16 protein-coding genes and 3 pseudogenes are annotated in these 19,218 nt (G+C 71.8%); 14 read left to right on the top strand and 5 right to left on the bottom strand.

The features are described from left to right. Positions 1 to 2: 2 nt before the first annotated feature. Both A6A25_RS33710 and A6A25_RS33715 read left to right on the top strand, forming a co-directional pair. Entirely contained in the window at positions 3 to 2,972 is a 2,970-nt protein-coding gene (locus A6A25_RS33710; RefSeq protein WP_073897143.1) for a CBM35 domain-containing protein, read from the top strand. A 91-nt stretch (positions 2,973 to 3,063) separates the two neighbouring features. Next, positions 3,064 to 4,632: a glycoside hydrolase family 13 protein gene (locus tag A6A25_RS33715; RefSeq protein WP_073897144.1), complete on the top strand. Its 1,569-nt coding sequence runs from the start codon at positions 3,064 to 3,066 to the stop codon at positions 4,630 to 4,632. Positions 4,633 to 4,778: 146 nt separating this feature from the next. On the opposite strand, the gene A6A25_RS33720 is transcribed toward A6A25_RS33715, so the two are convergent. After that, positions 4,779 to 5,267 (bottom strand): MarR family winged helix-turn-helix transcriptional regulator, encoded by a 489-nt coding sequence (locus tag A6A25_RS33720; RefSeq protein WP_158073864.1) that lies wholly within the window; start codon positions 5,265 to 5,267, stop codon positions 4,779 to 4,781. 46 nt (positions 5,268 to 5,313) lie between these two features. On the opposite strand from A6A25_RS33720, the gene A6A25_RS33725 reads away from it, so the two are divergent. From A6A25_RS33725 to A6A25_RS46510, 4 genes and pseudogenes are all read left to right on the top strand, one after another. Then, positions 5,314 to 5,934, top strand: a complete 621-nt coding sequence (locus A6A25_RS33725; protein ID WP_073897147.1) for an NAD(P)-dependent oxidoreductase — start codon at positions 5,314 to 5,316, stop codon at positions 5,932 to 5,934. Further along, positions 5,931 to 6,338 (top strand): annotated as a pseudogene (locus tag A6A25_RS46975) (hypothetical protein); the annotation flags it as partial. The gene A6A25_RS33725 and the pseudogene A6A25_RS46975, both read left to right, overlap by 4 nt. Before the next feature lie 113 nt (positions 6,339 to 6,451). Then, positions 6,452 to 7,168, top strand: a pseudogene (locus tag A6A25_RS33735) (NmrA family NAD(P)-binding protein); the annotation flags it as partial. Positions 7,169 to 7,316: 148 nt separating this feature from the next. Then, the gene (locus A6A25_RS46510; protein WP_274534367.1) at positions 7,317 to 7,451 is read left to right on the top strand and encodes a hypothetical protein; all 135 of its coding nucleotides are present in this window, start codon (positions 7,317 to 7,319) and stop codon (positions 7,449 to 7,451) included. Between the two features lie 222 nt (positions 7,452 to 7,673). On the opposite strand, the gene A6A25_RS33745 is transcribed toward A6A25_RS46510, so the two are convergent. Beyond that, complete coding sequence (locus tag A6A25_RS33745; RefSeq protein WP_073897152.1) at positions 7,674 to 7,934, bottom strand: hypothetical protein; 261 nt, start codon at positions 7,932 to 7,934, stop codon at positions 7,674 to 7,676. 47 nt (positions 7,935 to 7,981) lie between these two features. Here A6A25_RS33745 and A6A25_RS46980 point away from each other — a divergent pair. Next, positions 7,982 to 8,104 (top strand): annotated as a pseudogene (locus A6A25_RS46980) (hypothetical protein); the annotation flags it as partial. Between the two features lie 77 nt (positions 8,105 to 8,181). Next, a complete protein-coding gene (locus A6A25_RS33755; protein WP_198932956.1) occupies positions 8,182 to 8,931 on the top strand; it encodes a carbohydrate-binding protein in 750 nt (249 codons plus the stop codon). Between the two features lie 568 nt (positions 8,932 to 9,499). On the opposite strand, the gene A6A25_RS33765 is transcribed toward A6A25_RS33755, so the two are convergent. Genes A6A25_RS33765 through A6A25_RS33775 form a run of 3 tightly spaced genes read right to left on the bottom strand, consistent with a single transcriptional unit; the run spans position 9,500 to position 13,708 of the window. Continuing rightward, on the bottom strand, positions 9,500 to 10,672 hold the full coding sequence (locus tag A6A25_RS33765) for a glycoside hydrolase family 1 protein (RefSeq protein ID WP_073897155.1): 1,173 nt from the start codon (positions 10,670 to 10,672) through the stop codon (positions 9,500 to 9,502). A 29-nt stretch (positions 10,673 to 10,701) separates the two neighbouring features. Continuing rightward, entirely contained in the window at positions 10,702 to 12,999 is a 2,298-nt protein-coding gene (locus tag A6A25_RS33770) for a glycoside hydrolase family 3 C-terminal domain-containing protein (RefSeq protein ID WP_083668888.1), read from the bottom strand. A gap of 52 nt (positions 13,000 to 13,051) precedes the next feature. Beyond that, positions 13,052 to 13,708: a TetR/AcrR family transcriptional regulator gene (locus A6A25_RS33775; protein ID WP_073897158.1), complete on the bottom strand. Its 657-nt coding sequence runs from the start codon at positions 13,706 to 13,708 to the stop codon at positions 13,052 to 13,054. 174 nt (positions 13,709 to 13,882) lie between these two features. On the opposite strand from A6A25_RS33775, the gene A6A25_RS46515 reads away from it, so the two are divergent. From A6A25_RS46515 to A6A25_RS33795, 6 genes are read left to right on the top strand one after another with little or no spacing between them, the layout of a single operon-like run. Continuing rightward, entirely contained in the window at positions 13,883 to 14,758 is an 876-nt protein-coding gene (locus A6A25_RS46515) for an ABC transporter substrate-binding protein (protein ID WP_198932957.1), read from the top strand. Next, positions 14,755 to 15,420, top strand: coding sequence for an ABC transporter substrate-binding protein (locus tag A6A25_RS46520; protein ID WP_198932958.1), 666 nt, complete (start codon positions 14,755 to 14,757; stop codon positions 15,418 to 15,420). Before A6A25_RS46515 ends, A6A25_RS46520 begins: the two co-directional genes overlap by 4 nt. A 39-nt stretch (positions 15,421 to 15,459) precedes the next feature. Continuing rightward, positions 15,460 to 15,966, top strand: a complete 507-nt coding sequence (locus A6A25_RS45020; protein ID WP_198932959.1) for an ABC transporter permease — start codon at positions 15,460 to 15,462, stop codon at positions 15,964 to 15,966. Beyond that, complete coding sequence (locus A6A25_RS45025) at positions 15,936 to 16,400, top strand: ABC transporter permease (RefSeq protein ID WP_198932960.1); 465 nt, start codon at positions 15,936 to 15,938, stop codon at positions 16,398 to 16,400. Before A6A25_RS45020 ends, A6A25_RS45025 begins: the two co-directional genes overlap by 31 nt. An 11-nt stretch (positions 16,401 to 16,411) precedes the next feature. After that, positions 16,412 to 18,190 (top strand): dipeptide/oligopeptide/nickel ABC transporter permease/ATP-binding protein, encoded by a 1,779-nt coding sequence (locus A6A25_RS33790; RefSeq protein WP_073897193.1) that lies wholly within the window; start codon positions 16,412 to 16,414, stop codon positions 18,188 to 18,190. Continuing rightward, the gene (locus tag A6A25_RS33795; protein ID WP_073897160.1) at positions 18,187 to 19,065 is read left to right on the top strand and encodes an ABC transporter ATP-binding protein; all 879 of its coding nucleotides are present in this window, start codon (positions 18,187 to 18,189) and stop codon (positions 19,063 to 19,065) included. Before A6A25_RS33790 ends, A6A25_RS33795 begins: the two co-directional genes overlap by 4 nt. Positions 19,066 to 19,218: the final 153 nt, after the last annotated feature.

The raw sequence follows: 19,218 nt of genomic DNA on the forward strand, positions 1-19,218 counted from the left end.
CGATGTTGATCGAGCTGTCCAAGAGAGGACTCGCGGCAGTCACCACGACAGTGATGGCCGCCGGTCTGATCACCTTGTGGAGCACGGCCGCCCCCGCGGCGCCGGCCGTGCTCGAAGCCGAGTCGGCCGCGCTCTCCGGCGGCGCCCGCGTCGAGTCCGAGCACGCCGGCTACTCCGGCACCGGCTACGCGGGCGGCTTCACCGACGCCAACCGCGGCAACGCCAAGGCGACCTTCACCACCAACGCCACGGCCGGGCAGAACACCCTGACCCTGCGCTACGCCAACGGCACCGGCACGACCCGCACCCTGACCTTGTCGGTCAACGGCAGCACCCGTCAGCTCTCCCTGCCCGCCACCGCGGGCTGGGCCTCATGGGGCAGCGTGCGCCAGAACGTCCAGCTCAACGCCACCGGCAACGCCATCGCCGTGTCCTACGGCACCGGCGACAACGGCAACGTCAACCTGGACAACCTCACCGTCGAGCCGGCACCCGTCTCCGGCGGCGACCTCGAAGCGGAGTCGGCCCAGCTGTCCGGTGGTGCCCGCGTCGAGTCCGAGCACGCCGGTTACACCGGCAGTGGTTACGTGGGCGGTTTCATCGACGCCAACCGGGGCGCGGCAACGGCGACGTTCACCGCCACCAGCAGCAGCGCCGGGACCAGCGAGCTGACGCTGCGCTACGCCAACGGCACCGGCTCGACGCGCTCCCTGTCCGTGTCGGTCAACGGCGCCGTCCGACAGCTGTCGCTGCCCGCCACCGCTTCTTGGAGCACATGGGGCACCGCCACCGCGGCGGTGACCCTCAACGCCGGCGCGAACACCATCGCGGTCTCCTATGGCACCGCCGAGAACGGCAACGTGAATCTGGACCACATCAAGCTCTCCACCGCCGTACCGACCACCACGACGACCAGCCCGCCGGGACCGGTCGGTTCCTACGAACTGGAGACCGGGTTCCTCTCCGGCGGCGCGGCGGCGACCGACAGCCCGTCCGGCGCCACCGGCACGGGCTCGGTGAACCTGCCCGGCAACGGCGCGCGCGTCATCCGCAGCATCAACCAGACCAGCGCGGGCAACGCCACCATCACGCTGCGCCACACCAACTCCACCACGCGTACGGTGACCCTGTACGTCAACGGCATCAAGGGCCCGCAACTGTCCCTGCCGGGCGGCAGCGGCTGGCGCACCACGACCCACAGCCTGGCACTGCGCTCCGGGTTGAACCTCGTCGGCTACCACGTCACGAGCGGCGACACCGGCGGCGTCCAGCTCGACCACATCGCGGTCACCAACACCGCGGGCCTGGCCACGCGCGGCGCGACCGTGCCCTACACCACCTACGAGACCGACAACGGCACCGGAACCCGCATCTCCGGCCGCGCCTACACCACGGAGGCCGCCGAGGCATCCGGCCGCAGCGCCATGAAGCTCACCGGCACCGGCCAGTACGTGCAGGTCACGCTGACCAAGCCCGCCAACGCCATCACCGTGCGCGCGGGCCTGCCCGACGACGCCTCGGGCAACGGCACCACCGCACCGCTGGCGGTGTACGCGGGCGGCACCAAGGTCCGCGACCTCACGCTGACCTCCAAGTACAGCTGGATGTACGGCGACTACCCCTTCACCGGAGGGCCCGGCGGAGCGCGTCCGCACCGCTACTTCGACGACGCCCGCGTCCTGCTGCCCCGGACCTACCCCGCCGGCACGGTGCTACGCCTGGCCAAGGACACCAACGCGACCAGCTACATCACCGTGGACCTGGTCGAGGCCGAGGTGGTCGACGGCCCGACCACCGCCCCGGCCGGTTACCTCAGCATCACCGACCACGGAGCACGGGCCGACGACGGCGTGGACGACAGCGCCGCCCTCCGCTCGGCCGTCTCCGCCGCCCGGGGCAACGCGGCCCGCGGCGTCTGGATCCCGGCCGGTCGGTTCAACCTCCACAGCCTGGTCCAGGTCAACGGCATCGACGTGCGCGGCGCCGGGATCTGGCACACCGTCCTCTCGGGAGCCGACCGCCGCGGCGGGTTCTACGTCAACGGCGCCGACACCACGCTGGCCGACTTCACCTTCGACGGCGACGTCACCACCCGCGACCCCGACGGCGCACCCAGCTCCGACGCGTTCATCGAAGGCGAGTTCGGCACCGGGTCGCTGATCTTCAACGTGGCCTCCAACCACGCCAAGGTCGGCCTGTGGATCAAGCAGGCCGACGGCCTGCTCGCCTCGGGCATGCGCATCCGCAACACGATGGCGGACGGCCTCAACGTCAACGGCAACACCGCCAACGTCCGCGTGGAACAGAGCAACTTCCGCAACACCGGTGACGACGCGCTGGCCATGTGGTCCTGGGAGGCGGCGGGCACCGTCAGCCGCAGTGTGTTCGCCTTCAACACGGTCGCGCTGCCCATCCTGGCCAACGGCGTGGCCATCTACGGCGGCACCGACAACCGCGCCGAGGACAACCTGATCACCGACACCGTGTTCAACGGCTCCGGCGTGATGCTCTCCACCTGGCACGCGTCGATGCCGTTCAACGGCACCACCACCGTGCAGCGCAACACCCTCACCCGCACCGGCACCCGCAACTGGGACTGGCACACCCATACCGGCGCGATCTGGCTGTTCGCCGAACGCTCCGACATCACCGGCGCGGTCGTGCTGCGCGACCTGGAGATCAACGACAGCAACTACCACGGCCTGCTGCTGAGCTGGAACAAGGCCGTTGGCAACCTGACGGTCGCCAACGTCGGGATCAACGGCACCGGCGGCGCCACCGAGTCCTTCGACGACGGCGCCGGAACCGTGACCAACGCCAACTCCCACGGCATGTACTTCTACCTGATGTCCGGCACCGGCCGCTTCGACGGCGTCACGGTCTCCGGGCTCAAGGGCACGGGCAGCCGCGGGATGGTCAACGACGAGAACCGGTACACCGTCCAGCGCGGCAGCGGCAACTCCGGCTGGTGACCCACCGGTGCGGCCCCGCGCGTGACGTCCGCGGGGTCGCACCGCCCGGACCTGCGCGGGAACACCCGGCACAGAACCGAAAGTGCGACGAATGACCCCCTGGTGGCGTGACGCCGTGTTCTACCAGGTCTACCCGCGCAGCTTCGCCGACTCCGACGGCGACGGCGTGGGCGACCTGCCCGGAGTCCGATCCCGACTGCCCTACCTGCGTTCGCTGGGCGTGGACGCGGTGTGGTTGTCACCGTTCTACCTCAGCCCGCAGGCCGACGGCGGTTACGACGTCGAGGACTACCGCGTGGTCGACCCGCTGTTCGGAACCATGGCCGACGCGCGGGCACTGCTCGCCGACGCCCACGACCTCGGCCTGCGCGTCATCGTGGACCTGGTGCCCAACCACTCCTCGTCGCGCCACCCGTGGTTCCGCGAGGCCCTGGCCTCGCCGGACTCCGACCACCGCGCCCGCTACCTGTTCCGACCCGGGCGCGATGACGGGCCGCCCAACGACTGGCAGTCGCTGTTCGGCGGGCCGGCGTGGACCCGCACCACCAACTCCGACGGCACTCCCGGCGACTGGTACCTGCACCTGTTCTCGCCCGACCAACCCGACTTCGACTGGACCCACCCGGCCGTCGCCGAGGAGTTCCGGTCCGTGCTGCGCCACTGGCTGGACCTGGGCGTCGACGGCTTCCGCGTCGACGTGGCCCACGGCCTGGTCAAAGCACCCGGGCTGCCCGACCACGGCGTGCCCACCCACCTGCTGGACCTGACCGCCACGCCGTTCTGGGACCAGGACGGCGTCCACGACGTCTACCGCGACTGGCGGCGGATCCTGGACGCCTACCCGGGCGATCGGGTGGCCGTGGCCGAGGCGTGGGGCCCGACGTTGACGCGCACGGCCCAGTACGTGCGTCCCGACGAGCTGCACCAGGCGTTCAACTTCCACTACCTGACCTGCCCGTGGGACCCGGTGGCGCTGCGAACGGTCATCGACGACTCCCTGAGCGCCATGTCCGCCGTGGGCGCACCCGCGACCTGGGTGCTGTCCAACCACGACGTGGTGCGCCACGCCACCAGGCTCGCCCCCGACGCCGACCTGCGGACGGGGCTGCGCCGGGCCCGCGCGGCGACACTGCTGATGTTGGCGCTGCCCGGCTCGGCCCACCTCTACCAGGGGGAGGAGCTGGGTCTGCCCGAAGTGCGCGACCTGCCGCCGCACACACGCCGCGACCCCGCGTTCGCCCGCACCGGCGGCCGTGACGGGTTCCGCGACGGCTGCCGGATCCCGATGCCCTGGCGGGGAACCCGACCGCCCTACGGTTTCAGTACGCCCGACACCGTTGCGTGGCTGCCCCAACCCGCGCACTGGGGCGAGTACACAGTCGCCGCCCAGACCGGGGATCCGACTTCGACCCTGGAGATGTACCGCGCCGCGCTGACGGTCCGCAAGACCCTGCACGGCGAACTGGTCTGGCTGGCCGCCGCGCCGGACGTGCTCGCGTTCGAACGCGGCACCGCGCGCTGCGCGGTCAACCTGGGCGACCTGCCCTGCACCATCGACACCGGCGGAGTCGACCGCGTCCTCCTGGCCAGCGGCCCGGTGCACCACGACGGCCACCGGACGAGCGTGCCACCGGACACGACGATCTGGTGGCGGGCGTAGGGGACAAGACGTTGTGATCCGCCGTCCCTGGTACGCCTCGAACAGGCAAGTGCCGCCGGCGCGTTGGGAACCGTGGCCACGAGTGCCGGCGCCGTGCCGGCATGGCGTGCGGAGGTGCCGGTCGCCGCCCGACCACACGGTGGATCTCAGGAGCGGTCGTCGTGTGCGCGGGGAGCCCCGGGCGGTCCCAGCCGGTCGACCTCGTCCGCGAACCTGGTCAGCAATGACGTGAGAATTACGACGTCATCCGCCGGCCACTGAAGCACGACTTCGCCGAGCCAGGCGAGTCGGAACCGGGTGGCGCGGTCCCTGGTGCGACAGCCGGCCTCGGTGAGCACCACCCGGGTGCGCCTGGCGTCGGCGGGTGACGGTTCGCGCTCGACCAGTCCGGCTCGCACCGCCCTGTCGACCAGGCGGCTGGCCGTGGAGTGCTCGGTGTCGGTGAACGCGGCGATGTCGCTGATGCTGGTGTCCTGACCCTCCTCCGCCCTCCGGGCGCAGGCCTCGACGACGAGGATGCTCGACATCTCCACTGGTGTGCCGTCGGCGTCGATGACCGGGCGGGAGGCGCTCCACAACCTCCGCAACCTGACCAGGGCCTGGTCCAGGCCGTCCAGGCGACCTTCACTCGACATGTATGTATGGTACATGTTTTGGTGGTCGGGTTGGTTGGAGGTTCGGGTGAGGATCGCGGTGCTGGGGGCGACCGGGCGCACCGGACGCCTGGTGGTGCGCACGCTGCTGGAACGGGGGCACCACCTCGTGGCGGTGGTGCGCGACGCGGACAGGGCGGAGCTCCCCGAGGAGGTCGAGCTGGTCGTGGGCGACGTCCGGCGGGCCGACGTGCTCGGCCGGGCTGTGGAGGGAGCCGATGCCATCGTGTCCGCCCTCGGCCCGGGTCCGGGCGCGCCCCGGTTGCACGCCGAGGTCGCGCCTGTGCTGCTCTCGGTCATGACCGAGAGCGGCGTGCGTCGCTACGTCGGTGTCAGCGGAGCCGGCCTGACCGTGCCCGGCGACCGCAAGAGCTTGCGCGACCGGGTGATCTCCGCGCTCATGTCGCGCTCGGCCATGGTCGCCGACAAGGCGGCCGAGCACCGGACGTGGGTGAGCAGTGACATCGCTTGGACGCTGGTCCGCCCGCCGCGCCTCACCGACGGACCGGCGGGCGACGCGGTGGAGCACCACGCCCACTGCTCGCCCCGGCGCACCCTGCTCAGCCGCGCCGACTTGGCCGTGTTCCTCGCCGACGTCGTCGAGGGCGACCTCTACGCCGGCCGAGCCCCACTGGTCGCGGCCCGATGAGGGCGGTCGTCCTCAACGGCAGAGGTGGTCCGCAGGTCGTCGGCCTCGGTCACAGCGGCGGGGGACAGGCCGAGTACGTGCTGGTCCGGCAATACCGTGCGGCACCCGCCCCGCGCGGACTCCCCGCCACCTCGGCGGCGGCGGTGCCGCTGGCCGGGCTCACCGCATTACAGGCGCTGCACCGCAGGGCACACCTGCACCGGCGCCCGGGAGCACGCGTGCTCGTAATCGGAGCCGGCGGCGGCATCGGGGTGTTCGCGGTGCAGCTGGCCGCACTGGCCGGGGCCCGCGTCACCGGGACCGCCGCAGCGGCCAAGCACGACCTGGTCGCCTCCCTCGGCGCACAGGAGGTCGTCGCCCACGACGATGTCCGAGGCGTCTACGACGTCGTGCTCGACACGCCAGGGGCGTTGCCCGCGACCGCGGCCCGACGCCTGCTGAGGCCGGGTGGCGTCCTCGTGTCCACGCGCCCGGTGAGTGCCCAGGCCGTTCGGGGACTGCTGGCCTCGCGGACCGCTCCACCTGGGCCGCGGCGCTGGCCGGTGTGGACGCGATGTTCCTGCTGTTCCCGCTGCCCGGCAACAAGGCCGCCCGGGAAAGGATCATCCCGTTCGTCGACGCCGCGGCCCGGGCGGGGTGCCGCCACGTGGTCTACGTGTCCGTGTTCGGCGCCGACCGGCTGACCTTCCTGCCCCACTACAAGGTCGAGCGGGCGATCCGGGCATCCGGCATGAACTGGACGGTGCTGCGGTGCTCGTTCTTCATGCAGAACCTGCACCGGTCGGTGTCCACGCATGGCACCGACATCACCGAGCGCGGCGAGCTGTTCGTGCCGGCGGGAAAGGGGCGCACGACGTTCCTGGACGCCCGGGACGCCTCCTCCGTCGCGCTCGACGCCCTGCTCCACCCGGACCAGCACCGCGACGTCGTCCACCACCTCACCGGGGCGCGGGCGCTCGACACGGCACAGGTCGCCGCGGCGCTGAGCACCGCGCTGGGGCGCACGGTGCGCTACACCCGCCCAGGGCTGTTCCGGTTCGCCGCGCGACTGCGGCGGCGGGGCGTCGGATGGGACACGATCGGATTCATGGCGGCCGTCTACACCGCGACCAGGCTCGGTCGCAACCAACCCGTCACCGACGAGGTCGAACGGCTGCTGGGCAGACAGCCCACCTCGCTGGAGCGGTTCCTGAAGGACTCTGCTTGGCGGTGGCCGGAACGCCGGTGGACCTGAACGGCGGCCGAACCCGTTACATCGTCCGCTCGAGCCGAGCCTGTGTCACGGGTAGACCTCCGCGCGATCGAAACCGATGAACGAGTCCTGCACCGCGGGTTGTTTGGCGCCGGCGTCGCGGATGCACAGCACGTGGAAGCGGCCAAGCATGGAATTCCTCAACACCATGCCCGCGCGGTACCCCGCCGCATTGGCGCGGGCCACCGACTACCTCACCGCCATCGCCCACCCCGACGGCGGCTTCCCGACCTGGGTGCGCGGCGCCAACCGGACCTGGACATGACCGCCGGCGCCATCCTCGCCCTGGCCCCGGACTCGGATCGCCACCACGACCTGCTCGTCCGGTCGGTCGACTTCGTGCTCGACGCGCAACGCCCCGACGGCACCTTCGAACGCAGCTGGACCATCAGCGAGTCCAGCGCGATCCAACGGACCCTGGACGCGCTGCACGCCGTACCCGACCTCGCCGCCGATCACCGGGTCGAGGCCGCCACGCGGCGGGCGGTCACCGCTGCCGTTCGACTACCCGGTGCTGACCGACCTCCACGCCCTCACCGCGCTGCGCCGCGCCAAGACCGCCACCAGGACCGCCACGGGAACCGCCCAGCCGGGCGCGTCGCGCGGACGGCGACGGTTCGCCGACCTCGCCGAGAGCATCGACGGCCTGGTGCTGCGACCGGGTGACGCCGCCTACGAGCAGGCCCGGCTGTTGGTCAACCAGCGCTTCGACACCGTGCGCCCGCAGGCGGTGGTCTACCCGCCACACCGCAGGACGTCGAGGAATGCGTCCGCTACGCCCGCACCAACCGGCTCCCGCTGGCGCTGCGCTCCGGCGGCCACAGCTACGCCGGCTACTCCACCGGCCCCGGCCTCGTCCTCGACGTCAGTGCCCTCAACACCACCCAGGTCGCCGACGGCCGTGCCCGGTTCGGCGCCGGCGTCAAGGCCGGACAGGCGCACTCGGCGCTGGCCGCCACCGGCGCCGGCCTGCCGCTGGGCCGTGGTACGGCGACATGGCGGGCAACATGGTGCGCACCACCCCGCGCGCCCAGACCGGCCTGGACGGCTTCGCCTCCTACGACAGCACGCGCAAGCGGGTCGACGTGGTCTTCGGCGACGAGTCCGGCACCAACAACGTCCGCGTCACCGGCCTCAGCGGGCTCGGCGGCACGGTCCGCGTCCGCCTGGAGTCCACCCCGGGCTCCGGGCGCTTCACGAACGTGTCCGCACCGACCACGCTCTCGAACACCACCTACACCGTGACCAACGGCGCCATCACCGTGCCGGTGCCGAACATGTCCGCCACGGCGTCGTACCACCTCGTGGTCGAGCCGACCAGCGGCGTGCCGTCCTACCAACAGCGGTACGAAGCGGAGAACGCGTCGGTGTTCCGCGCCGAACGGCTCTCCGCGTCGAGCGCCTCCAACGGTGGGTACGTCGGCCGGATCGACAACACCGGCGACCCGCGCACCGCGAGCTACGTCGACTTCATCGTCAACGTGCCCACGGCCCGCAACTACACGATGACCGTCGGGTACGCCAACGGCACCGGCGCCACCGCGACGCACGGCCTGGCCTACAACGGCAGCGCGTGGAGCACGATCAGCTACCCGCCCACCGCCGGGTGGGGCCAGTTCGGCGCCACCGTGAGCACCACCGTCGGCCTGCGGGCCGGCTACAACGTGATCCGCCTGGCGAAGGGCTCGCCCTACTTCGCCGGCGGCACCGGGTACGCGGAACTCGACTACATCCAGCTGACCTGACAACAGCCCGGTCACCACCGAGGTCACAGGACGACCCAGGTGGTGACCGGCTTCCAGCGACGCGACGTGGTCGATCACCCGGATGACGTCCTCGCCCTCGAACGCCGGGTCGCCCACGTGTGCCTTGCCGCCGCTCTCGCCGAAGCCGCGCTGGTCGAAGCTGACCACGCCGAAGCCCGCGTCGAGGTACCGCTGGACCGGTCCCGGTTCGGTGGCGCGGGCGCCGCCCCAGCCGTCGACCGGCACCCGGTCCTGCGGCGAGGCGGTGGCGGGCTGGAAGACGGTGAGGCAGATGTTCACAGGTCCGGGTGCCAGCGGTTCGGTTTCCGGCACACCGGCGATGCAGACGTGGTGCGGATCGGGGGCTTCCGCGTTCGCGGCCGGGGGAATGGCGACGGCCACTCCGGCCGCGGTCATGAGCGCGGCGAGTGCGGTCAGTACGCGCATCGGGGTCCTCCATCTTGATCGGGTTGGCCGGGCCGGGCGATCAACGACGCGCACCGCGGTCGACGCCGGTGCGGTGGAGGTCCGGTGCGGTGGCGTGGCCGCCACCGCACCGGGACCGGCTTCAGAGGTTCCCGGAGCGTGCGACTTCGCCGTACCAGCGCGCACTGGGCTTGATCGTGCGGGTGAAGGTCTCGCGGTCGACGGACACCAGGCCGAAGGTCGGGGTCCACGACCCCCACTCGTAGTTGTCCAGCAGCGACCAGTGCAGGTAGCCCCGCACGTCGACGCCGTCGGCCATGGCGCGCGCCAGCCCCGTCAGGGCGCCGCGCGTGTACTCGACGCGCTCGGCGTCCTCGGCCGTCGCGATCCCGTTCTCGGTGACCAGGATCGGCACGGTGGGGCCGACTCGTCGGGCGGTGTGGCGGACGGCGCCTTCCAATGCCTCGGGGTAGAACTCCCAGCCGGTGAGCGTGGTGCGCGCGCCGTCGGCGGTCTGCGGGCCGTCGGGTCCGATGACGACCCGGGTGTACGCCTGCACGCCGATGAAGTCGTCGTCCTTGGCGACGTCGAGGAACTGGTCCTCGCGGGAGTGCAACCACCGCGCGGTGGCCTCCTCGGCGCCTGGCGCGGCCTGGAAGTTCTGGTTCGCCACCGTCCAGCCGGAGCGTACCTGCGGCAGCGCGGAGAGCTCCTCGCGTGCGGCGCGGTGCGCCGAGATCAGCGCGTCGGCGACGTCCTGGTCCGGCGGGGGCATCGCCCCGGCCACGTTCTCGTGCCGCTCGCCGCGCTTGAGCATCGCGCTGATCATCGCGAGCATGTTCGGCTCGTTGATGGTGCACACCCACTCGACGCCGTCGAGGATCGGCAGCACCGACCGGACGTAGTCGCGGAACCGGGCGACGCCGCCGTCCGCGGTCCACCCGCCCGCCGCGCGGAACCACGCCGGACTGGTGAAGTGGTGCAGTGTCACCACGGGTGTCAGGCCGCGCTCGAAGCAGCCCTCGATCATCCGGCGGTAGTGCGCGAGCTGTGCCCGCGAGACGTGGCCGAGCGCGGGTTCGACGCGCGCCCACTCGATGCTGAACCGGTAGGAGTTGAGGCCGAGGTCGCGGACGCTGTCGAGGTCCTCGGGCCACCGGTGGTAGCTGTCGCAGGCGTCGCCGCTGCGCTCCGGCATGACCGGGTCCGGCGCGTTCTCGACGGCCCACAGGTCGCTGGTCGTGTTGTTGCCCTCGACCTGGTGCGCGGAGGTCGCGGCGCCCCAGAGGAAGTCGCCGGGGAAGGTGGTCGTCACGGTGTCTCCTGGCTGCGGTCGCGGGGGTGTCACGGGCGTCGGTACGCGCCGGTGGCGATGAGCTCCTCCTGGCGGGCCTGCGCCTGGGCGACCAGGTCGGCCACGGTCGCGGCGGTGACGCCGAGGCCGAAGGAGCGCAGCTTGTCGAGCGGGATGGACAGGAACATCCGCACCAGCTCGGGGGCGACCGACGAGGCCCGACCGGCCAGGGACACCCGGCCGAGGAGCGCGGCGAGCACCTGCTTGCCCGCGGGGTCGGCCTGCCACTCGGCGATCGTGGACTGGGCGGTGAGCGGCGTCAGCACGCGGTCGCCCTCGCTGTGGACCGTGGCGCGCAGCCGCACGTCGCGCGAGGAGGCTCCCACGCGCACGGCGTAGTCGCCGGGGAGCACCGTCCAGCGCCGCCCTCGCGCGTCCCACGTCCGCAGTTCGGCGGTGGTGAGCGGCAGCGTGATGGTGGTCGTCTCGCCGGGGCGCAGGTCGAGCGCGGCGAAGCCGCGCAGCTCCGCGCGGGGGCGGGTCGGCTGCTGCCCCTCGGCAGGGCCGACGTAGAGCTGGGCGACCTCCCGGCCGTCGCGGTCACCGGTGTTCGTCACCGAGAACGCGACCTCCCACGTGTTCTCCGCGTGTTCGACCACCCGCAGGTCGGAGTACTCGAACCGGGTGTAGGTCAGGCCGTGCCCGAACGGGAAGGCGACCGGCCGGTCCACCGCGTCGAAGTGCCGGTACCCCACGTGGACGCTCTCCCCGTACACCGAGATCCCGTCGGCGCCAGGGAAGGTCGGGTAGCTGGGGTGGTCCGCGAGCCGCAGGGGGATGGTCTCGGCGAGCCTGCCCGAGGGCGCGCGGTCACCGAGGAGGAGGTCCGCGGTGGCCTCTCCTCCCGCCTGTCCGAGCAGCCAGCCCTCGAGGATCGCGTTGGCGTGGTGCTGCCACTCGGCCACCGACACGACGCCGCCGTTGGACAGCACGACCACCACGCGGGGCGCGACGGCGGCGACCCGCTCCAGGAGGCTGACCTGGTCGGCGGGCAGGTCGATCGTCGTGCGGTCGAAGCCCTCGGACTCGGCGTGCTCGGGCAGTCCCAGGAAGACCACCGCGACCTGGGCGGCGCCGGCGATCTCGACCGCGGCTCGCGCCAGCGCCTCGTCGCCGGAGCCGTCCACGGCGTACCCGGGCGCGAACCGGACGACGTCGGCGCCCAACCGCGCGGTGAGCGCGTCCAAGGCCGAGCTCACCACGGTCGGCACGATGCGGGATGAGCCTCCACCCTGGAATCGGGATGTGCGGGCGAGCTCGCCGATCACCGTGACCGAGGCCCGCGACGAGGGGTCCAGCGGCAGCACGCCGTCGTTGGTCAGCAGCACCGCGGACCGTGCGGCGGCTTCGCGGGCCAGGTCGGTGTTGCGTTCGCGGATCGCCGCCAGCTCGTGCTCGGAGGCGGGCTCCTTGGCCGGGCCGAGCCTCGCTTCGAGTCGGCGCAGGCGCTCGACCACGGCGTCGAGCGCGGACTCGGCCAGCTCGCCCCGTTCGACGGCGGACACGACCTCGTCGTCGGTTCCGGTCGGCGGCATCTCCAGGTCCAGACCGGCGCGCAGGGCGGCGACCCGGTCGTCGACCGCGCCCCAGTCGGACACGACTACCCCGTCGAAGCCCCACTCCTCGCGCAGCAGCCGGGTGAGCAGCCAGGGGTCCTCGCTCGCGGGGACGCCGTTGATCCGGTTGTAGGCGCTCATCACCATGACCGGGTGCGCGGTCCGCACGACGTGCTCGAACGCGCGGAGGTAGACCTCGCGCAGGGCCCGCTCGTCGACCTCGGCGGAGACCCGCATGCGGTCGGTCTCCTGGTTGTTCACCGCGAAGTGCTTGACGCACGCGCCGACGCCGGCGGACTGGATGCCCTCGACGTAGGCGGCGGCCAGCCGACCGGTGAGGTCCGGGTCCTCGGAGAAGTACTCGAAGTTGCGCCCGCCGAGAGGTGAGCGCTTGAGGTTCATCCCCGGACCGAGGAGCACGTCCACTTCCAGGGCAGCCGCCTCGGCGGCGAGGGCGGCGCCGACGCGGCGCACCAGCGCCGGGTCCCACGTGGACCCGAGCGCCACCGCCGGGGGGAAGCACGTGGCCGGGACGCTGTTGCCGATGCCGAGCGCGTCACCGCCCTCGCGCTGGCGGCGCACCCCGTGCGGCCCGTCGGCGAGCAGGAACGGGCGCACGACACCCGGCGCTCCGGTCGAGTGCCAGGTGTCGCTGCCCGAGGTCAGCGACGCCTTCAGCTCGATCGAGGCGGAGCGGTCGATCTCGTCGGGCATGGGTGCGGTCTCCCTCATGGGTGGGTGGGTTGGCGGGCCGCGGCTTCCGAGTGCGCCCGGCCGGTGCGCCTCAGGCCGAGTCGGTGCGCCAGCCGGTCGTGTCGACGCCGAGCAGGGCGAGGAAGTCGACCAGGCGGGCGCGCATGTCGATCACCTCGGGGGCGAGCAGCCACTGCGTCTGCAGCCCGTCGAGGAGCGCGATGAGTTGTTGTGCCGCCGCGTCGGGGTCACGGGCGGACCGATCGCCGTGCCGGTCCATCAGTTCACCGAGGACCGCCGCGAAGTGCTCTCGCAGGATCTCGTAGCGGCGGCGGAAGTAGGTGTGGGCGGGGTGGTTGACGTCGCTGGCCTCGTTGGAGAGCTTGGCGTACAACGCGACCAGCCCCGGCGTGCGGGCGTTGCGCTCGACGATGCGGACCGTCTGGTCGAGGTGTCCCCAGGCGTCGAGGTGCTCGTCGAACAGGACGACGGCGTCGTCGGCGTCGCGTCGTTCGAGCACCTGCATGAGCAATTCGTCCTTGCCGCCCGGGAAGTGGTGCAGCAGGCCCGCGTGGGTGATCTTCGCTTGGGCGGCGATGTCCCGCTGGGACACCGCGAGGTAGCCGAACCTCGAGAACAGATCGGCGGCGGCTTCGACGATCCGCTCCTTGGTGCGGTCGCCTTTGGTGTACCGGCGGGCGGCGGGAGGCGGGTCGTCGGCGACGTGGTCGAGGTCCGGGCTCGTCATCGTGTCTCCTCATGGGTCTTGTCCCGGTCGGGCAGCACCGGTGATGCGCAAGCGTGCTGGACATCTTGCGTGGTGGTGTGCCTACCATGTCGTTCGGCAGAACTTACCACATGGTTAGTTCTGTGGGATCGGTGTACGGGCAAGGAAGCCCGGCTGCTCAGAACAGGAGTGACCATGAGGATCCGCAGGTTCCCGACCGCCGGTTCGGCGTGCGTCGTGGCAGCCGCCCTCGTCTTGGCGGGGTGCGCCGGAGCCGGCGGCGGGACGGCGGGGCAGAGCGATCCGACGCTCGACATCGCCACGATGACGTTCCCCCAGAGCCTCGACCCGGTGACCGCGGTCGGCGGCGCGCTGCCCTTCTTCCAGGCCACCTACGACTCCCTGCTCAAGCGCGAGGCCGACGGCGCCTACCGCCCGATGCTGGCCACCGAGTGGACCTGGGACGCGGGCCGGACGAAGCTGTCGCTGACGCTGCGCGGTGACGTCAAGTTCGACGACGGCACGCCGTTCGACAGCACGGCGGTCAAGGCGAACCTGGAGCGCTTCAAGGCGAGCACCGGGGCCAACGCCAAGTGGCTGTCCGGTTTGGAACAGGTGGAGGTGGTCGACGCGACCCACGTCGTGCTGCACCTCAATGCCCCGGACCCGGCCTACCTCTACTACCTGTCCGACGCCGCCGGCCTCATGGCGAACCCCAAGGCCTTCGCCGATGCGGAGAAGCTGAAGACCGCGCCCGACGGCACGGGACCGTACGAACTGGACGCCTCCCAGACCACGGTCGGGACGAAGTGGGTCTACCGGCGCGCCGACGGCTACTGGGGTGAGCGCCTGCCGTTCGACGGTGTCACCATGACGGTGTTCGACAACGAGACGGCCATCGTCAACGGGCTGAAGACCGGTCAGATCGACACCGCCGTCGTCCAGGACGCCAACCAGCAGGCTGCCCTGGAAGGCGCTGCCGGGCTGACGACGACCCCGATCAACTTCGACTACCAGGGCATCCTGCTGTTCGACCGCGCCGGTGTGGTGACCCCGAGCTCGCCGACGTGAAGGTGCGGCAGGCGCTCAACCACGCGGTCGACCGCAAGACGATGCTGGAGCAGATCCGCCGGGGCAAGGGTGTGGTCACCAGCCAGGTCTTCGGCACCGACTCCCTCGGCTACGACGAAGCCCTCGACTCGCACTACGCCCACGACCCGGAGAAGGCCAAGCGGCTCCTGGCGGAGGCCGGCCACGCGGACGGCTTCGAGCTGAAGATGCCGCGCATGACCTCCATCGTCACCGAGGCCATCGCCTCCTCGCTCAAGTCCGACCTCGCCGATGTCGGGATCACCCTCACGTGGGTCGACGTCGACCAGGGCGACGCGCTGCGGAGGGTCTTCCAGAACCGCGAGTTCTCCGGTTTCGTGATGAACATCGGGCAACAGGCCAGCGACTGGCTGGTCATCAAGGACCTCGTGCTGCCGGGCACGTTCAACCTCTTCGGCTACTCCGACGAGACGGTGCGGGCGCTGGTGCCGAAGATCCAGACCTCCTCGACCGAGGACGCGCGGGACGATCTGCGGGCCCTCAACCGGAACCTCGTGGAGAACGCCTGGTTCGTCCCGTTCTACCGGATGACCTACGCCCTGGTGACCGACAGCGGCGTCACGGCGACGCCCCAGTCGGGCATAGCGGTGCCGTCCCTCTACAACTACCGGCCGGCCGGCTGAGGCCGAGGGGAACCCCGGTCCCGCAGGAGGCCGTTCACCATGTCGAGATTCGCTGCCCGCCGCCTGGTCGCGGGCGTCTTCCTCCTCCTCGTCGTCTCGTTCGTCTCGTTCGTGTTGTTGTCGATCCCGACCCTCGACGTGGCGCGGCTGCTGCTGGGGCAGTCCGCGTCGCAGGAGGTCGTGGACGCCAAGAACGCCGAGCTCGGCCTCGACCAGCCGGTCCTCACCCGTTACGGGCAGTGGCTGGGTGACGCGCTCACCGGCGACCTGGGGACGTCGTGGTTCACCAGCGAGGACGTGCTGACGGCCATCGGGCACCGGCTCCCGGTGACACTGAGCCTGATGCTCGGCGTCACCCTCGTCACCGCGCTGCTCGCCTTCCTCCTCGGGGTGTGGGCGGGCGTGCGGCGCGGGCCCGTCGACCGGCTGGTGCAGGTGCTCGGCGTCGTCGGGTACGCGTTGCCCGGCTTCCTGGTCACGCTCGTCATCGTGCTGGTCTTCGCCGTGCAGCTGCGGTGGGCCCGGCGATCGGGTACATCCCGCTGACGACATCGGTCCCGGGGTGGCTGTCCACGGTCACCCTGCCGATCCTGTCGTTGTCCGTAGCGGCCGTGGCCGGCGTCTCCCAGCAGGTGCGGGGTTCGGTCATCGACGTGTTGCGCCAGGACTACGTCCGCACGCTGCGCGCACGGGGGCTGCCGCCCGGGCGGGTGCTGTTCCGCCACGTGCTGCGCAACGCCTCGGCACCGGCGCTCACCGTGCTCGGCATGCAGTTCGTGGGCCTGCTCGGGGGCGCGGTGCTGGTCGAGCAGATCTTCGGCCTGCCGGGCATCGGCTCCATGACCGTCACCTACACCACGCGCGGCGACACCCCGATCATCATGGGCCTGGTCATGACCACGGTCGTCTGCGTGGTCGTGATCAACCTGGTCGTCGACCTGCTCGTCGGCTGGCTCAACCCGAAGGCGAGGGCCGCGTGAGCGAGGCGCTCATGTCAGACAACCACCCGGTGCCCGGCGCGGTGGCGCCCCGCCGCGCCAAGCGGTCCCGGCGGTTCCTGCGCAACCCGCAGGCCGTGATCTCCGCGCTGGTGCTCGTGCTGATCGGTGGCGCGGTGCTGCTGGCGCCACTGCTGTCCACCGACGACCCCGGCGCGGCGGAGCTGAGCAAGGCGTTCGCCGGGGCGGAGCCGGGACACCCGCTCGGGTTCGACTCCGCGGGGCGCGACGTGTGGTCCCGGCTGCTCCACGGCGGCCGCAACACCCTCGGAGGCGCGCTCATCGCCCTCGCGGTCGCGCTGTCCATCGGGGTGCCCAGCGGCCTGGTCGCGGGCTACTACGGCAAGTGGTTCGACGCGCTGGCGAACTGGGTCGGCAACTTCGTCATGGCCCTGCCCGCCATGGTCGTGCTGCTGGCGTCGCGGGCCATCCTCGGCCCCACCATGTGGGTGCTCATGGTCGTCCTCGGCGTGCTCGTCGCGCCGAGCTTCTTCCGGCTCGTGCGCGGCATCGTCGCCAACGTGCGCGGTGAGCTGTACGTCGATGCCGCGCGCGTGTCCGGGTTGCGCGACCGCCGGATCATCGCCCGGCACGTGCTGATCGTGGTCCGCGCGCCGATCATCATCCAGACCGCCCTGGTCGCGGGCATCGCCATCAGCCTCCAGGCTGGGCTCGAGTTCCTCGGCATCGGCAGCGGCGACCTGCCGACCTGGGGCGCGATGCTCAACGAGGCGTTCCAGAACGTCCAGCGCAGCCCCGAGTTCATGGTGTGGCCCGGACTGGCTCTCGGCGTCACCAGCGCCGCGCTCGTGCTGCTGGCCAGCGCGTTGCGCGACGTCCTGGAGGACGGGGACGCCAAGGCACCCACCCCGCGCGCCGCCCGCCGTGCCCGCGTCGCCGCATCCACGACGACGGACGACGCCGGGCCACGCGCGTCGTTGCTGTCCGTGCGCGACCTGGCCGTGTCCTACGGTTCCGGCCCGTCCGCCGTCGACGTGGTGCACGGGGTGGACCTCGACGTCGCCGAGGGCGAAATCCTCGGGCTCGTCGGCCAGTCGGGCTCCGGCAAGACGCAGACGGCGTTCTCGGTGCTGGGCATCCTGCCCGAGGGCGGTCGCGTCTCGCGGGGCAGCATCCTCGTCGCCGGCACGGAGGTCGTCGGGCTCCCGGAGAAGGCGTACCGCGCGCTGCGGGGTGACGTGATCGCCTACGTGCCGCAGGAGCCGATGACCAACCTCGACCCGGCCTTCACCATCGGCAGCCAGCTCGTGGAACCGATGCGGCTGCGGCTCGGGCTCTCGCGCAAGGCCGCGGCCGAGCGCGCGTTGGAGCTGCTGCGCCAAGTGGAGATCGCCGACCCCCGGCGGGTCTTCCACGCCTACCCGCACCAGATCTCCGGTGGCATGGCGCAGCGGGTGCTCATCGCCGGGGCGATGAGCTGCGACCCGAGGTTGCTGATCGCCGACGAGCCGACCACCGCGCTCGACGTCACCGTGCAGGCCGAAGTGCTGGAACTGCTCCGCCGACTGCAAGCCGACCGCGGCCTGGGCGTGCTGCTGGTGACCCACAACCTCGGCGTCGTCGCCGACCTCTGCGACCGCGTCGCGGTGATGAACGCCGGTCGCATCGTGGAAACCGACGTCACCCACCAGGTCCTCGCGAACCCGCGGCACCCGTACACCCGAACCCTGATCGACGCCGTGCTCGACGACGCCCCCGCCAGGCCCGCCTGGGTCGCGCCCCGAGCCGACGGCACGGAGGTCCCGACATGAGCGTGTCACCCGAGTCGCCGACCACCACCACCCCGCCACCCGGACCGCGGGTGCTCGACATCCGCGACCTGCGGGTGTCCTTCCCCGGCAAGGGGTGGCGCGCTCCGCGCGTGGAGGTCCTGCACGGCGTGTCGCTCGACATCCGCCCCGGCGAGACCGTGGGCCTGGTCGGCGAATCCGGCTCCGGCAAGACGACGATCGGGCGGGCCGTCTTGGGCCTCGTCCCCGTGCAGGACGGGGCGGTGGAGTTCCTCGGTGAGCGCATTGAGCACGCCTCCACCCGGCGGCGCCGCCGGCTCAGCCGCGATCTCCAGGTCATCTTCCAGGACCCGTTCGCCTCGCTGAACCCCTCCATCCCGATCGGCGACACGCTGGCCGAACCGCTGCACGCGCAGGGCGTACCGGGCCACGAGGCCCGGCGCGGGGTCCTGGACCTCCTCGACCGCGTCGCCCTCCCCGCCGACGCGGAGCAGCGGCTCCCGCGGGAGTTCTCCGGCGGGCAGCGCCAGCGCGTCGCCATCGCCCGTGCGCTCGCCATCGGCCCCAAGCTGATCGTGTGCGACGAGCCGGTGTCGGCGCTCGACCTCACCACCCAGCGCACCGTGCTGGACCTGCTGCTGGAGATCCAGGAGCAGACGGGGGTCGCCTACCTGTTCATCTCCCACGACCTGTCCGTGGTGCGCTACATGAGCCACCGGGTCAACGTCATCCACCGGGGCCTCATCGTCGAGTCGGGGGACGCCGAGCAGGTCACCACGACGCCCCGGCACGCCTACACCCAGCGCCTGCTGCTGTCCGCCCCCGTCGCCGACCCCGTGGTGCAACGGGCTCGACGGGCCGCGCTGGACCAGCGGCGGGCAGAGGAGAACGCATGACACCGAACCTGTCCCTCGTGCCGCTCCCGTCGCACGTCGCGGCGACGGGAGCGGGACCCGTCGCCCTCGGGGCCGCGGGCACGGTGACCGTGGCCGTGCCGCCCAGCCTCGCCCCGGGCGTGACGGACTGGTTCGCCACCTGGGCGCAACGCC

It is taken from the genome of Saccharothrix sp. CB00851 (assembly GCF_001905065.1).
Classification (GTDB): Bacteria; Actinomycetota; Actinomycetes; order Mycobacteriales; family Pseudonocardiaceae; genus Actinosynnema.

What these genes read in the sequence shown, in the direction of transcription:
- A6A25_RS33710 (WP_073897143.1), top strand. Translation starts at nt 3, where the DNA reads ATGTTGATCGAGCTGTCCAAGAGAGGACTCGCGGCAGTCACCACGACA.
- A6A25_RS33715 (WP_073897144.1), top strand. Translation starts at nt 3,064, where the DNA reads ATGACCCCCTGGTGGCGTGACGCCGTGTTCTACCAGGTCTACCCGCGC.
- A6A25_RS33720 (WP_158073864.1), bottom strand. Translation starts at nt 5,267, where the DNA reads ATGTCGAGTGAAGGTCGCCTGGACGGCCTGGACCAGGCCCTGGTCAGG.
- A6A25_RS46510 (WP_274534367.1), top strand. Translation starts at nt 7,317, where the DNA reads ATGGAATTCCTCAACACCATGCCCGCGCGGTACCCCGCCGCATTGGCG.
- A6A25_RS33755 (WP_198932956.1), top strand. Translation starts at nt 8,182, where the DNA reads ATGGCGGGCAACATGGTGCGCACCACCCCGCGCGCCCAGACCGGCCTG.
- A6A25_RS33770 (WP_083668888.1), bottom strand. Translation starts at nt 12,999, where the DNA reads ATGAGGGAGACCGCACCCATGCCCGACGAGATCGACCGCTCCGCCTCG.
- A6A25_RS33775 (WP_073897158.1), bottom strand. Translation starts at nt 13,708, where the DNA reads ATGACGAGCCCGGACCTCGACCACGTCGCCGACGACCCGCCTCCCGCC.
- A6A25_RS46515 (WP_198932957.1), top strand. Translation starts at nt 13,883, where the DNA reads ATGAGGATCCGCAGGTTCCCGACCGCCGGTTCGGCGTGCGTCGTGGCA.
- A6A25_RS45020 (WP_198932959.1), top strand. Translation starts at nt 15,460, where the DNA reads ATGTCGAGATTCGCTGCCCGCCGCCTGGTCGCGGGCGTCTTCCTCCTC.
- A6A25_RS33790 (WP_073897193.1), top strand. Translation starts at nt 16,412, where the DNA reads ATGTCAGACAACCACCCGGTGCCCGGCGCGGTGGCGCCCCGCCGCGCC.
- A6A25_RS33795 (WP_073897160.1), top strand. Translation starts at nt 18,187, where the DNA reads ATGAGCGTGTCACCCGAGTCGCCGACCACCACCACCCCGCCACCCGGA.